Raw genomic sequence first — 14,467 nt, forward strand, 5'->3', positions numbered from 1 at the left:
AAAGAAAGGCATTAGGAATTACGCCACTGAAAAATATAACAGTGGGATTTCGGCAGTTCGTTGCTTATTTTCGGGTAAAATAAAGGAATGCGAACGTTGGAATGGAAGAAAGCATACTGATTTTCATTTAGAACACAAGTAGCAAAACAGTTTTTTTACTGCAGTACAGAAAAAAGAATACTTAAATCAGGATCTTCAATATGGATTTCTCTAAATCCTCAAAGAGTAAAGGCTTTGTAATATAATCGTCAGCACCTGATTCCGTAAATTTCTCGGCGTCGCCGGACATTGCGTAAGCTGAAACCGCAATAAGGGGCATGCGGCTTACAACCTTTCCTATAGCCCCGGAACGGACCTGCCTGATCACTTCTACCCCATCCACAACAGGCATCTGAATATCTATCAATGCCAAATCATATTCATTTGCGGCAAGCATCTCCAACGCTCGCCCCCCATTTTCAGCTATATGGACTTCATAACCCATTTTTTCAAGCTGTTTTTGAATAGCAAACCTGCTGACCATATCATCATCAGCTATCAGAATTTTCGCAGATTGCCTCTGCTCGCCCAGAGCATCGGATTCCTCTGCAATCAGGGGCATTATAAACGAAAAGACTGTCCCTTCTCCCAATATACTGGAAACATAAATTTCACCGCCCATCACTTTTAAAACCCGCTTGCAGATAGACAGTCCCAATCCAGCTCCTTGAAAGCTCCGCTTATAACTACCATCTCCCTGAATAAACGGTTCAAAGAGCTTTTCCAGCATACCATCAGCTATCCCTATTCCAGTGTCCTTCACTTTAAACAAAAGACCATCTGGATGTTTCTCCGCCAGTAGAACTTCAACATCCACCATGCCATGCTCGGTAAATTTCAAAGCATTACCGACAAGATTAACAAGAACCTGCTGCAAACGAAGAGCATCTCCATTTATGGTTTCCGGAACATCTGGACTGATATTAAAATTCAAGACAAGGCCTTTTTCACGAGCTTCCTGCCCGAATAACTGCCTTATCGAATCTATAGTTTCTGCTATTTCAAAAGGAGCTATCTGCAATTCAAACTGTCCAGCTTCAACCATTGTAAGATCTAGAATATCAGTAAGCAAAGAACTCAGCCTGCCGCTGGATTTCATCGCATAATCAACATACTCCAGTTGCTCAGCATCAAGGTCCGTTGTTTTTAAAAGTTGAAGCATCCCCATTATTCCATTGATGGGCGTACGTATTTCATGACTCATATTTGCGAGAAACTCTGATTTAACCTTACTTGCAGCTTCTGCCTTTTCTTTACTTTTCAACAAGGCATCGCTCATAATCTTATGAACAACAGCATCGACAGCTGTAGTTGCCAATTGATTAATCACTTCAGTATCATTTTTAGAAAATTGCCGATCTTTCTTGCACAAACCCAAAACAGCAAAAACTTTACCTTGATACAGGACAGGAGTAATCAAAACATATTGCATATAGTCGTGCCGCAAACCTTTATGCAAATCACTTTCATCAATCTCAACGTTGTAAATTGAACAACATTTACGATAACACTCTAAACACCAATCATCCAATAATGCAGCATCAAGCATCTTCCCTTCATATTTTTTACTTAGGAAAGAATTCAGCTCGGCCTGTTCATTCACATCAATTATAAATTCTTCGGACTCAACAAAACGAAAAAAAACATATTCGCTGCATGTAAGCTTTTCCACCTCTTCAAGAGCACGTCCGATAATTACATCCACACCATGCTCAATGGAATATTCACGAAGCATAAGCCGCGACTTCAGCAATTGCTCCATGAGTTTGCGTTCTGTCGTATCCTGCCCAACAGCCTGAAAACGAACCGCCTGCCCCTGTTCGTTGAAAAAAGCACGATTCGTCCATTCATGCCAGCAGATTTCACCATCCCTGACAACCTCATGCACATGAGTATGAACCGGATTTTCAGGAGTGAGAGTAAGATACCTGTTTTTGACAGCATCCACCGCCTCTTCAGGTAGGAACTCTAGAAATTTGTAGCCAACGAGCTCTTCTTCATTTTTACCAAAAAACTCGCAATATGCCTTATTTACATATGTGAGAGTACTGTCAGGTAAAAACTCGCAAATCATTGCTGGCAGAAGCTCACCTAGCTCATGGTGATTATTCATTTCAACCATAAAGTCCTTCCCGTCAGAAAACACAAATTACCGCCATTAATCCTTATTAAAGACTATATCATAACCTCAGCAAAAACCGCACGGCAAAAAGTGAGGGGGACAGGCTTTTGCCTGTCCCCCTGCGTGCTAGATGATAAGGAGATGGGAACTAATTATTCATCTGCGATTCAATCCATTCTCTTACTTCGGCGTTTACGGGATAATTTCCCTTGAGATCGCCGACCGACTTCCTGAACCTGTCAGCAATGTCCTTAGGCAGTTCAATGCTCATCAGTTCACGAGCCTCTTCCGAGTTCCTGCGTACGAACAGCACTCTCGGCTTATCGTCCCACAGATAAACGGTGAAATAGTTTGTATAGTCACTCTTGGATGTTACCGGTGCAAACTTGGAGTCCCAAGGATGGTTTCCCCATTCAAGGTACAGGGTTACTGCATCTTCAGGAGTCATTTCCCAATCAATGTCCCAGTTCTTATAATCTCTAAGGCTTCCCATAGTTATCTCCTTACTTCTAAAATATTTTTACTAATCGGTTTCCCATCAACCTTGATTTAATAATAACAATTACTATTAGTGAGTCAAGAGATAAATTCCATAAAATTTGAATTTCTGTACTATATGAATTAACCAAGCACGACATCACACAAACAAAACCAATAATATTAAACATTAAGCAATCATGTCTAACCAAGCATATCCAGTCCCTCTAAAAAGTATTCGTACTGAAGAAACCATAAAAAAAAGCCGTTTTATCTGTGACATCAAACCGGTAAGCACACGAGAAGAGGCAAAAGAGTTTATCGCCTCAATAAAAAGCGAATTCCCTGATGCCCGCCACCACTGCTCTGCTTTCATAGCCGGCCCACCCAAGACCGGGGACATGGGCATGAGTGATGATGGAGAACCGCAAGGAACAGCAGGCAAACCCATGCTGCAAGTACTGCAAGGCAGCGGCATCGGGGATATTGCCGCGGTTGTGACCAGATATTTCGGAGGTATCAAACTCGGAACCGGAGGGCTTGTCCGGGCTTATTCAGGTGCAGTTCAGCAAGGCTTAGAAGCCCTTGAAGTGGTAATGAAAGTCCCTATGCGCGTGCTGACTGTCAAAATTTCATACGCACAGGAAGGAATGCTGCGGCGCATGCTTGATGACTACCGTGCTGAAATTGAGGAACAATCCTTCGGAGCCAGCCTGACATTCACTCTGATCATGCCTTCGGATCAGGTAGAAGCATTTAGTGCTCGGATTGTGGAAGAAACCAACGGGACAGCAGAGTTGTTGGTGGAAGAAGAAGATATTTGGAGGTAAAACCCCCTCGCTTCACATGAAGCAAGGGGGTTTTGTTTGGCTTACGGTTTTACTGTCAGAGTATATTTATTGTCCCAGTCGATGTATTTATTAATCAACTCGCGGACCTGAGCGGCATCTGTCTTCGAAGCCCGCTCGATAATCTTTTGATCAAGATTCGGCTCAAATCCCTTTACGATCAGGCTGGCCGCTTCCCGGCTTCGGGAAAGCAGACTCTGATGTTCCTGATAGTACTCACCACGCAGGATATTGCGGGCGCGCAGGAGTTCATCTTCCGGCAAATATTTCTCCTTAAGCATTTTCACGGTCTTATCGAATCCAGCCATGGCCTGCTCAAGCTGTTCCGGCTTGGTACCTATGTAAAAAGCCATGAATCCGGTCTTAGGTGCCTGCCAGAGAAAAGCAGTAACGGTGTAACCAAGGCCCTGCTTGTCACGCAGGTCACGGAAAAGCAAACCGCTCTGCCCTGCAAGAGATGCCCGAAGCAGGGAAAGCCCAGCGGTCGCTTCTTCATCTTCCATGCCCGGAACCGGAAAAACAACCATCAGGTGAGCCTGATTACGATCCGGCAGGGTCATGGTAAGTTTTTTCTCCACTCCCCAATGAGGAGCAGGCACCGCCACTGCAGTGGCTTTAACAACCAGCTTGCCGTCAAGATCTTTTGCAAATGCAGCAAGAGCATCACGGTCATAATCTCCGCAAATGGAAATTACGAAAGGACGGGATGACTGCTTCTTCCAGTAGGCAATGATCTCTTCACGGGAGAATTTCTCCACGTTATCCGGCATACCGAGATGGAAATATGAATAGCTGCCGTCTTTATAAAGAAACGGGAAAATATTCCTGAACGCAAGACTCAGAGGGCGATCCTCTTTACGCTTAATTGCGGAAACCTGATCCTGCTTAACACGATCCAATTCTTCTTCAGCAAAACGCGGGCTGGTGATGAGTTCGCTAACGAGCGGCAACATATCCGCAGTAAAGCGGGATGGAAACTTTGCGTTGATAGCAAAAACTTCACGCCCGGCTGTTGCGCCGAGGGATGCGGCACGATCGGAAACAAAGTCTTCCAACTCTGTTGCGTTCAAGCTTTTAGTTCCGCGAGTCAGGCTCTGGGAAACCATCGCCGCAAGGCCCTGCTCTTTAGGAGAGAGGTCTGCGTCGCCGCCCACCCAGTACATGGACATGGCGGTATAAGGCAGGGTTTCATCAGGAATAAAGACCAGCTTACTGCCGTTAGCCAGTTCGACAGTCGCGGCTTCACCCGGACCGGCAACTTCCGCTTGTGCAGCAGCTTTGGTCTTTGCAGGCCAATTTGCAGCAACGGCTTTTTCAAAATCCTGCGCATCAACTTCTACACCTTCAGGCATGAGCATGCATGCAGCCAGCTTTGTTGGATCAAAGTATTCATCATAAAGCTGCTGCAACTGATCACGAGTGATGTTGCGCAAATCGTAAAGATAGTTATCCTCAGCCTGTTGTCCGCCTTCAAAAAACTGAAAATATCCCAATTTTGAAGCCAGACCGGAAAGGGTTTCCTTGGTCAGGAACAGGGAATCTTCAAGATTGATAACCACTCGATCCATTTCGCGATCAGTGAAATCATTAAAATCGACGGAAGAAAGTTCGATCATGAGTTCCTTCCAGAACTCTTCGACTTTATCCGCATCAAGTGTAGCAAAGACATAAAGCATCCCCGCACGCTCAAGAGTCAGGGATGACACGGAAATACTGTCTACCATGCGCTTTTCATACTTGAACTTGCGGTAAAGACGGGAAGTTTCACCGCCGCCGAGAAGCTCACACATGGTTTCAAGTCCGGCAATCTGGGAAGAGCTCAGGCCGGGAATGGGAAAAGCTGCGCCTATATAAGCCTTATTCCATTTACCGGGAACAACCTTAACGGTGGTCTTACCGGTTGCAGGAACAGGAAAAGCCGTGGGAGGAACAACAGGATTAACGGACTTGCGGCTGCCGCAAAGTCTCTCCGCTTCCTTAACAACTGCCTCGGGATCAATCTTGCCCACAACACTGAGCAGCATTGACTGCGGCTGGTAAAGGCGGTCGATGTAGGCGTGAATATCTTCAGAGGATATACCTTTAACAGTGTCACGGTAACCGATGATGGGCCACTGGTAACTGGTATCTTTCCAGACTATAGACTGCAGAGTCTTAAAAATCCTGCTGCCGGGATTATCTTCACCACGCTCCAGCTCGGAAAGGACAACGTCACGCTCGGATTTAAGCTCCTCAGGATCAATCTTGGCGTTGAATGTCATGTCAGTGACAATATCCATGCCCAGCTTCCATTCATTTTCAGGGACTTCCACGTAATAAACAGTGTAGTCAAAGCTGGTTGCGGCATTCATGTCACCGCCCACGGATTCGATTTCAAGGGCAGTCTCACCGGGAGCACGGGTTTCGGTACCCTTGAAAACCATATGTTCCAGAAGGTGACTGATCCCTGCCTGCCCCGGCTCTTCATAAGAAGACCCTGCATGCACAAACAAGCGCACATTGACCAGCGGAAAACGGTCATCTTCTTTAACAAGTATGGACATGCCGTTCTTGAGCTTGATCACGTGCGGACCTTCGCCGGAAGCAAGAGCTTTCTTGATCTCCTCGCTGAGTTCAGCGGAGGCAGCTTTTTCCGCGGTGGTATCAGCAACGGGCTGAACCGCAGGAGCGGCACCGGATTCATTTTCGATCAATCCGGCAGCCACATCTTCCTTTTTATTGTCATCTATTTTTTCCACTTTGCATCCGGAGCTCATTAGAAGCACCCCGCAAAGCAGCATAAAAATACATATTTTTTCAAAATCAAATCCTTTAACGGCTGCTACAGCCTTCACATTTTGTTGAGGGACCATGTCTCTTAAACTCCAGTATGTCAATCAGGTTTGAAGTACAAATTATCGTAAAAATAGAGGGCGATGATAAATATCCCATAAACACAAAAACAAATTAAGCATAGCTTTCGCCAAGGTCAATGCGAAGACCGAAATAGACATGAAAAACCAGAACAAAGACCTCACCATTACGAAAAACGTAAAACAGACCTTCGAGCCCGTAATTACAAGCCCTTAACTGCAACAAACAATGTTTATGTTGATTGACAAAACAACATATGAAGTACATTATCTCCGGCGCGGAAAATACCAGTTGCGAGGTATTTTATTTCAATAATTATACGGAGGTGCTGATGTCTTTCAATTCTACTGTTACTCCTGTCAAGCGGGGCAAGAGTGACGCGATTCTGGACTGGCTCCAGATGTTTTCAGGGGTGGCTCTTATCATTTTTGTATTTATGCATATGAGCCTTGTTTCAAGTATAATTTTCAGTCCATCAATCATGGACACCATTGCCCACACTTACGAGGAAAACTACATGGCCCAGATCGGCGGGCCCCTCCTTTTCCTGCTTTTCCTTTTTCATTTCTACCTTGCTGCGCGCAAGATTCCTTTCAGGCTTGAAGGCCAGAAAACCATCTGGAAACACGCCAAAATGCTCAAACACCGTGACACATGGCTTTGGGTTGTACAGGTTGTTTCCGCCATGCTGATTCTGGTTATGGGAGCTATCCATATGTGGGCTGTGCTCAGCGACCTGCCCATCACTGCGGCACGTTCCGCTGAACGCATTCAGTCCGGCCCGTGGATCTTCTTTTACCTTGTACTGGCTCCGCTGGTGGTCATGCACGTTGTGGCAGGACTGTACAGAATTGCGGTCAAATGGGGCTTCATCAAGGATTACCAGCGCGGCAGGTTGAATAAGTTCGCCACCGGGCTAGCTGTATTTTTCATCTGTATTGGTCTGGCCACTCTGGCCCGCTTTATGACCTTGAGTACTTAGACTTTAGCTGCAACCCTTTGCAGAACGGCCGTCTACTTCTGGTAGACGGCTTTTTTTTGCTTCAATTTCTATTGTCTGATTTGCCAATCAATGATATTGGTCAGACCAATTGTTCAAAACCACAAATTGGTAGGACCCATTATGGATTCAAATAATCCAGCAAAAACAGTGCACCAGTCAGTAGCACAGCAGATTGCCGAGCTGATTGAATCGGGCAATTTTAAAAAAGGCGACAAGCTTCCTGCGGAAAGGTCTTTAGCCGAAAAATTCAAGGTCTCCAGAAGTTCAATCCGAGAGGCTATCAAATCTCTGGCCCAAAAAAATCTGGTTGAAAGCCGCCGCGGAGACGGCACCTACATTCTTGCAGATATGGACGCAGACATTTTCGAAGCCTTCACCACAGCTTTCAGCGACCAGAAAAAGAGGATCAGTGACATTTTCCAATTCAGGAGAGTCATCGAACCGGAAATTGCCGCCCTTGCCGCGGCCTCCATGGATGAGGAGACTCTTAACCGCTTAAAGGTAATTGTCTTCGATCAACAGATGAAAACCCAGAGCGGTAAAAACACCAGAGATCTTGATGCCCTGCTGCATCTTGAAATTGCCAAGGCAACCGGGAACTCGATTTTCCCGGAAATGATGATGGCTCTTGAGCGAATTATGAAGGAAAGCCGCAGTGAGATCCTGCAACCGCCACAAAGGCAACAGGCCTCAATTTCTGCACATTTCAAGATCCTGGAAGCATTTGAAAACCGTGACCAGGATCAGGCCCGCAAAACCATGCGCAAGCACATCGATGAAGTTGAAGAAGCAGCAACAGGCCGCACTTCATCAGAATAACCTATAGCAAAAGTTGAGGAAGGAAGAATGTTCTCCACCTTACTGATTTTCGTTGTACTTGGTATTTTCGCCGGAATTCTGGCCGGATTGCTCGGCATCGGCGGAGGGCTGGTTATTGTACCAATCCTTGTCTTCACCCTGCCTCCGCTGGGGATACCGGATGTTCATCTCATGCACATCGCATTGGGAACCTCCCTTGCAAGCATCATATTTACTTCAATATCCAGCATGCGTTCGCACAACAAACGCGGAGCCGTGCGCTGGGATATTTTCAAGACCATCACCCCGGGCATCATCCTCGGTACATTTCTCGGCTCCCTGTCCACTTCATTCATGAACACCAATTTTCTGAAAGGCATCTTTGTAGTCTTCCTTTATTACGTAGCCTCACAAATGCTTTTCGGACTCAAGCCCAAGGCTTCCCGGCAGGTACCGGGCTTTCAGGGACTCTTCGTTGCCGGTAACGTGATCGGTATCTTTTCCAGTCTCGTAGGCATCGGCGGCGGAACACTTTCCGTGCCTTTCCTGACCATGTGCAATATCGTCATTCACACCGCCATCGGCACTGCAGCAGCAATAGGTCTGCCCATCGCCATCTCCGGAACTGCCGGATATGTCTGGACCGGCATCGGAATTGAGGGACTCCCCCCCTACTGCTTCGGTTATGTTTACCTGCCTGCCTTGATCGGAATCGTCTCCGCCAGTATGCTGACAGCCCCCATTGGTGTACGTTTGGCCCACAGCCTGCCTGTGGATAAACTTAAGAAAATTTTTGCAATCCTGCTCATAGTTGTAGCAACCAGAATGCTGATTAGCATTTTTTAATATAGGAGAAATCTCATGAAAGAAGTACGCGATAACGCCCGAGAATTAATGAAAGGCTATTGTAAAGTATGTCCTGTCTGTAACGGCAAAGCCTGTGTAGGCGAAGTTCCCGGCATGGGAGGACTCGGTACTGCAGCCAGCTTTAAAAATAACGTAAAAGCACTTGAAGACCTTAAGCTGAACATGCGTACCATCCATGAATTCAGCGATCCGGATACTTCTGTGAATGTAATGGGCATCGACCTCGATATTCCCGTCATTGCCGCTCCCATCGGCGGCGTGGAATTCAATATGGGCGGCAAGGTCAGCGAACTGGATTATGTCACCAACAAGCTCAAAGGCTGCAGGAACAAAGGAATCATCGGCTGTACCGGAGACGGCGTGCCCCCCTTTATTCATGAAAGCGGCTTTGCAGCCATCAAAGATGTAGACGGGCACGGAATACCATTTATCAAACCCTGGGAAGATAAAGAGCTTAACGAAAAGCTCCAGAAAGCAGAAGAAACCGGATGTAAAATCATCGGTATGGATATTGATGCAGCCGGACTGATCACCCTGAAGAAAATGGGCCGTCCGGTTACCCCTAAATGCATGCGTAAACTGCGCGAAATCATCGAATCTGTAAATGCCGACTTCATCCTCAAGGGAATCATGACCCCGGATGAAGCACGCATGGCTATTGATGCCGGAGCCAAAGGTATTGTTGTTTCAAACCATGGCGGCCGCGTTCTTGACTCCTGCCCCGGTACCGCGGAGGTTCTTTTTGAAATCTCCCGTGCAGTTGCAGGTCAGTGTTCCGTAATGGTCGACGGCGGCGTACGCACAGGCATCGACGTGCTCAAGATGCTGGCTCTCGGCGCTGATGCTGTCATGATAGGACGTCCTTTCTCAATTGCCACCATAGGCGGCCTGCAGGAAGGCGTTGAAAAATACATCGACCAACTCAAAGCGGAACTCACTGCAGCAATGGTCCTCACCGGAACAGAAAAAGCAAGCTTCGTAGATATCAGAGCCTTGCACCGCTAATCTCCTGATAATCAGCGAAGTGAAACTTCATATCCAGTTTTACCTCGCTTTTCTAATTGCTTGTAAAAGCTAATTTGTTTTTCTTTTTCTTAGCAACGATAAAAATCTATTTTAGGTATTGACGCGTGGCTTAAGCGGAGTTATCTTTTATTCAAAGGCAGAGGTAGTTGTACCAAGGCAACTCGTTACCAACCCTCAGACGGGAGTGAAATCAATTTGATGTCACTTTCTAAAGAAGAGTCTCAAGTAGAGGCTCAATTCGAGGGGAGCCTACCGCGTGAGTTCTTTTAAGACCTCCTACGGGCCCACGGAGAGATTGGAAATAGCCGGTTATCCCGGCAAATGCGAAAAAGGCGCCCCTCTTCAACGGCAAAACGGATTTATTGTAACTTCGTAACAAACCATTAAATCGGTTTAGACGCGTTTAAGAATAACTTCAAAACAACCGCTAATCATGGTTGATACGCGTGATTTAGGTAAAACTAAAAGCAAACCGTTAACATGTGGTTAGGACACGTTACTTAGTAATCAGTACAACATGTATTTAAAGCCCCCGGGTGGAACTAAAGTTCCATCCGGGGTTTTCTTTTGTCCTTTTTCCAGCAGATCAATAGACAGACACAGCTATACGTGTTATCATTGCAAGTGCTCTAAATGCATAAATTAAGGAGCTTAAACCCAAGCTCCAACACAATTGCAATGAAAAAATCAAAAGAGATATGAAAAACACTCTTTATCTCATATTCACATATTCGACTATAATCTTTTCTATTTTAGCTCTATCAAATAAAACGATCTATGCTGATCAAATAACAATCGGTTATATCGAACTTCCGCCCTACTACTATACAAATGACCAACAAAAACCAGATGGTATTTTACTGTATCTCACAAAGAAAATTATGCGGAGAGCAGGATGCAATTGCGAATACATAAGCATGCCATCCAAAAGGATATTACATACCCTCAAGAAGGGAGGTCCATTTGCCTCAATAGGATGGTTTAAGACCCCGGAACGTGAAGAGTATGCTAAGTTTTCGTTACCAATTTACGAAAACAAACCCATTCTTGTGCTTTTAAGAAAAGAAGATCGCGAACAATTCTCGAAATATAATACTCTGGAAGAACTTTTGAAACAGAGTAAATACAAAACAGGTCTTATTGCAGGTCATTCAATGGGAGGATATATTGATTATTTACTCACAAAACATCCGCAAGCCTTTCATGCCCTATCCGGAACAACTCAACAACTTGTCAGAATGCTCTACGATAAGCGAATTGATTTCTGCCTGCTGGCTCCAGTAGAAATCGCTAAAATAATTAAGCAATCTCCCTACAAGGAAAATGATTTTTACTTCATGTCCATGGCAGACATCATAAAAGGAAATACACGTCATTTGATCTTTTCCAAAGATGTTTCAAATGACACAATCAGCAAGATCAACGCCGCCATAACTGAAATCAAATATGAGACCGAACTTAGCAGGTATGCTGATTAACAAACGGTCTGCCAAGACATATTTCGACAGTTGAAAGAGCTTATGTTGTGGCAAATAATCACAGCATATACTTCATCGGCACAAATCGTATGCCATTCTTAAGCTGCTCTTCGTCCTGTGCAATAAAGCCAAATCTCTCATAGAAAGTTCGGGAATTTAGCGAAGAATTAACGGTTAGTTCACTATTCCCAGCCTCCCGGCAACGGTCTGCAACCATCTGAATTAATTCCTTTCCAATACCTTTACCCTGTTGTGCTAAATCAACAAAAAGCAGGCACAAATGCTTAAAAGAGCGTATTTCTGCAACACCCACAAGTTCTTCACCATCTCGTGCCGCAAAAATAAAAGATCCGTACCCTACACGTTCACGCAGGGCTTCAGGAGTTGCATAGGACTTAAATTCTGAACAACCTTCTTCCGTAAAACACGGAGCAACATTTTCATCGAAAACTTTGAAGATCAACTTGGAAGCACGGCCTTCTTCGCCAGGCTGCAACTGATCATAATGAATTGAAGATTTCATTTTCACACCTTTCTGAGGACTGGTTTGATTAACCGTATATACCAGAAAGAAATTAAGCCGAAAACTCTTAAATAATGGGAAAACCAGCAGCGTACTACCGCCGTTTCTTCGGCATGGCAGCAGTGCAAACCCAGTCCAGAACTAAGGCAGGATTTACATTGTAATTGAGGGATTCCTGCGCTTTTCCAAGCACAAGGTCAAGCCTACGCAAACCTTTGGGATCGAACAGACCCGAAAGCGCATTGGCTGCGGAAGTGGATTGGGGATTAACGAGCGAGTTCTTGAGCTCACGCTGACAGCCCATGACCACCTGCAAGCCCAGTTCTTTATCCAAAGCACCCTTTGCGGAAGTACGGGCAAACCAGCCCTGACCGGAACGCCAGAAGCGGAGCATAGCATCAACCCATTCTGCCACTTCCGGTGAATTCTGCTGATCTGTAGGCCACGCAAGGGTAATGACCCAACTGCGTGAGACAAGGGTTTCAAGCAGGCGCTCACGCTGCGGTGCTGTAAGAACAAAAACATTGCCCGGACGGGGTTCTTCAAGAGTCTTCAGAAGTGCATTGGCTGAATTGCCATTAAGGTGCTGCGCTTCGCGGACCACGGTGACACGGGTTCCTCCACCATTTGGCGGCTGCCCCCATACCGGAAGTAATTCACGAATTGAATCTACGGAAATATCCTGCTTCAATCCGGTTCCGCTTTCATTTTCTTCGCGGTCGATGAGCAGAAAATCATTGAAGGCATTATCTGCTATCTGCTGACAGGATTGGCAGGAACCGCATGGGTCCTGACCATTCTCGCAGTTCAGCACACAGGCCCAATAGCGAGCCATGTCCATGCGCTCGTCTGCGTTGCCGCCCTCGATCAGCAGGCATTGCGGTGGCTTCTGTGCGAGCTTCGCAAAACGAGGCAAGACCAAACTCTGCCTCGAAGCAGTTTCTTGAATAGATGTGAACATGATGTGCCGGCAGCGAAGCTTAATAAAAGATTCTGAAAGAATGATGTCTGGAAAAGATAAACCCATAAGAGGTCTACCTTCCCCAGACACCGGAATGATCAATATTATCTCACAATAGTCTGAGCGCGGTCGGGACCTACAGAGACTATGCCGACTTTTACGCCGGAGAGTTCTTCAATGCGTGCGATATAGTTACGTGCGGCTTCAGGCAGTTCGTCATAAACAGATGCCTTGGTGATGTCTTCATCCCAGCCGGGCATGGATTCGTAAACGGGCTGGACGTGAGCCATGCCGTTCTGTTCCTGCGGGGGATAATCGACTTTTTCACCGCGGTACTCGTAAGCAACGCAGATTTTAATTTCTTTAAGACCGGAAAGTACGTCGAGCTTGGTCAGGGCGAACTCGGTGAGATCGCAGAGCCTTGCGGTTTCACGCAGGACAACCATATCCAACCAACCGCAGCGGCGTTTACGTCCGGTGGTTGCACCGAACTCATGGCCGTTTCTCTGCAGTGTGTCGCCAACTTCGTCGAACAGTTCGGTGGGGAAAGGACCGGCACCAACGCGGGTGGTGTAAGCCTTACAGATACCGATGATGCTTTCCAGCTGACGGGGACCGCATCCTGCGCCTGCAGCAGCGTTACCGGCAACAACGTTGGAGGAAGTTACGAACGGGTAGGTTCCGTGGTCGATATCGAGATGCACACCCTGTGCGCCTTCGAAGAGGACCATGTTGCCTTTCTTGTTTTCATCCTGAATTACGGAAGAAACATCGGCGAGGTAGGGCGCAACCCTTTCAGCGATAGGCAGCATTTCCTGATATACCTTTTCAGCGTCGAGAGCTTCAACATTGAAAAGTTTTTCAAAAAGAACGTTCTTCTCCTGAAGCCCGGCTACAATTTTTTCACGCAGCAGTTCGGGATCAGCAAGATCAGCGGCACGAATGCCGCAACGGTTCATTTTATCTTCGTAGCAAGGACCGATTCCACGACCGGTGGTTCCGATCTTGTTATCAGCGGATTTAAGAGATTCGCGGCAATTGTCCATCAACTTGTGGTACGGCATGATGATCTGGGTTTTCTTGCTGATCATCAAGCGCTCGGGAGAGACATCAACGCCTTTTGCGGCAAGTCCGTCAATCTCCTTGAGAAAAACCTCGGGGTCGAGTACTACACCGTTACCGATGAGGCACTTTTTACCCTGATGGAGAACCCCGGACGGGATGAGATGCAGGATACACTGCTCTCCTTCCACAACAAGGGTGTGGCCTGCGTTGTTTCCACCTTGGAAACGTACAATCGCACCTGCTTGTTCGGCGAGCATATCAACGATTTTGCCCTTGCCTTCGTCCCCCCACTGGGTTCCCACGATTACGGTATTAGCCATTACTAATGTGCTCCTTCTACAGTATTTCCGCATGTCTTTGACTTAAGACATGGAATTTTTGCTGTAATTTGATTACTTGATAGCGGC

Annotated in this window: 12 protein-coding genes; 6 read left to right on the top strand and 6 right to left on the bottom strand. The window is 46.3% G+C overall.

Annotation, left to right across the window (positions count from 1 at the left end; translation table 11 throughout):
* Window positions 1–181: 181 nt before the first annotated feature.
* Window positions 182–2,161: an ATP-binding protein gene (locus ACKU40_RS08250; protein WP_320176039.1), complete on the bottom strand. Its 1,980-nt coding sequence runs from the start codon at window positions 2,159–2,161 to the stop codon at window positions 182–184.
* A 148-nt stretch (window positions 2,162–2,309) separates the two neighbouring features.
* Window positions 2,310–2,654 (bottom strand): DVU0772 family protein, encoded by a 345-nt coding sequence (locus ACKU40_RS08255; RefSeq protein WP_320176040.1) that lies wholly within the window; start codon window positions 2,652–2,654, stop codon window positions 2,310–2,312.
* Window positions 2,655–2,838: 184 nt separating this feature from the next.
* Between ACKU40_RS08255 and ACKU40_RS08260 the strand changes: the two genes are divergently transcribed.
* Entirely contained in the window at window positions 2,839–3,468 is a 630-nt protein-coding gene (locus ACKU40_RS08260) for a YigZ family protein (RefSeq protein WP_320176041.1), read from the top strand.
* Between the two features lie 41 nt (window positions 3,469–3,509).
* Here ACKU40_RS08260 and ACKU40_RS08265 read toward each other — a convergent pair whose 3' ends face one another.
* On the bottom strand, window positions 3,510–6,338 hold the full coding sequence (locus ACKU40_RS08265) for a pitrilysin family protein (RefSeq protein ID WP_320176042.1): 2,829 nt from the start codon (window positions 6,336–6,338) through the stop codon (window positions 3,510–3,512).
* A 332-nt stretch (window positions 6,339–6,670) separates the two neighbouring features.
* On the opposite strand from ACKU40_RS08265, the gene ACKU40_RS08270 reads away from it, so the two are divergent.
* The 5 genes from ACKU40_RS08270 (at window position 6,671) to ACKU40_RS08290 (ending at window position 11,511) form a co-directional block, all read left to right on the top strand.
* Entirely contained in the window at window positions 6,671–7,321 is a 651-nt protein-coding gene (locus ACKU40_RS08270; protein ID WP_320176043.1) for a succinate dehydrogenase/fumarate reductase cytochrome b subunit, read from the top strand.
* A gap of 141 nt (window positions 7,322–7,462) precedes the next feature.
* Window positions 7,463–8,161, top strand: coding sequence for a FadR/GntR family transcriptional regulator (locus tag ACKU40_RS08275; protein ID WP_320176044.1), 699 nt, complete (start codon window positions 7,463–7,465; stop codon window positions 8,159–8,161).
* Window positions 8,162–8,188: 27 nt separating this feature from the next.
* Entirely contained in the window at window positions 8,189–8,986 is a 798-nt protein-coding gene (locus ACKU40_RS08280; protein ID WP_320176045.1) for a sulfite exporter TauE/SafE family protein, read from the top strand.
* Window positions 8,987–9,001: 15 nt separating this feature from the next.
* Window positions 9,002–10,012: an alpha-hydroxy-acid oxidizing protein gene (locus tag ACKU40_RS08285; protein WP_320176046.1), complete on the top strand. Its 1,011-nt coding sequence runs from the start codon at window positions 9,002–9,004 to the stop codon at window positions 10,010–10,012.
* Between the two features lie 719 nt (window positions 10,013–10,731).
* On the top strand, window positions 10,732–11,511 hold the full coding sequence (locus tag ACKU40_RS08290; protein WP_320176047.1) for a transporter substrate-binding domain-containing protein: 780 nt from the start codon (window positions 10,732–10,734) through the stop codon (window positions 11,509–11,511).
* Window positions 11,512–11,569: 58 nt separating this feature from the next.
* On the opposite strand, the gene ACKU40_RS08295 is transcribed toward ACKU40_RS08290, so the two are convergent.
* The 3 genes from ACKU40_RS08295 to ACKU40_RS08305 form a co-directional block, all read right to left on the bottom strand.
* The gene (locus ACKU40_RS08295) at window positions 11,570–12,034 is read right to left on the bottom strand and encodes a GNAT family N-acetyltransferase (protein ID WP_320176048.1); all 465 of its coding nucleotides are present in this window, start codon (window positions 12,032–12,034) and stop codon (window positions 11,570–11,572) included.
* Window positions 12,035–12,128: 94 nt separating this feature from the next.
* Entirely contained in the window at window positions 12,129–12,995 is an 867-nt protein-coding gene (locus ACKU40_RS08300) for a DNA polymerase III subunit delta' (RefSeq protein ID WP_407944332.1), read from the bottom strand.
* A gap of 104 nt (window positions 12,996–13,099) precedes the next feature.
* Window positions 13,100–14,380: an adenylosuccinate synthase gene (locus tag ACKU40_RS08305; protein ID WP_320176050.1), complete on the bottom strand. Its 1,281-nt coding sequence runs from the start codon at window positions 14,378–14,380 to the stop codon at window positions 13,100–13,102.
* Window positions 14,381–14,467: the final 87 nt, after the last annotated feature.

It is taken from the genome of Maridesulfovibrio sp. (assembly GCF_963666665.1).
GTDB lineage: Bacteria > Desulfobacterota > Desulfovibrionia > Desulfovibrionales > Desulfovibrionaceae > Maridesulfovibrio.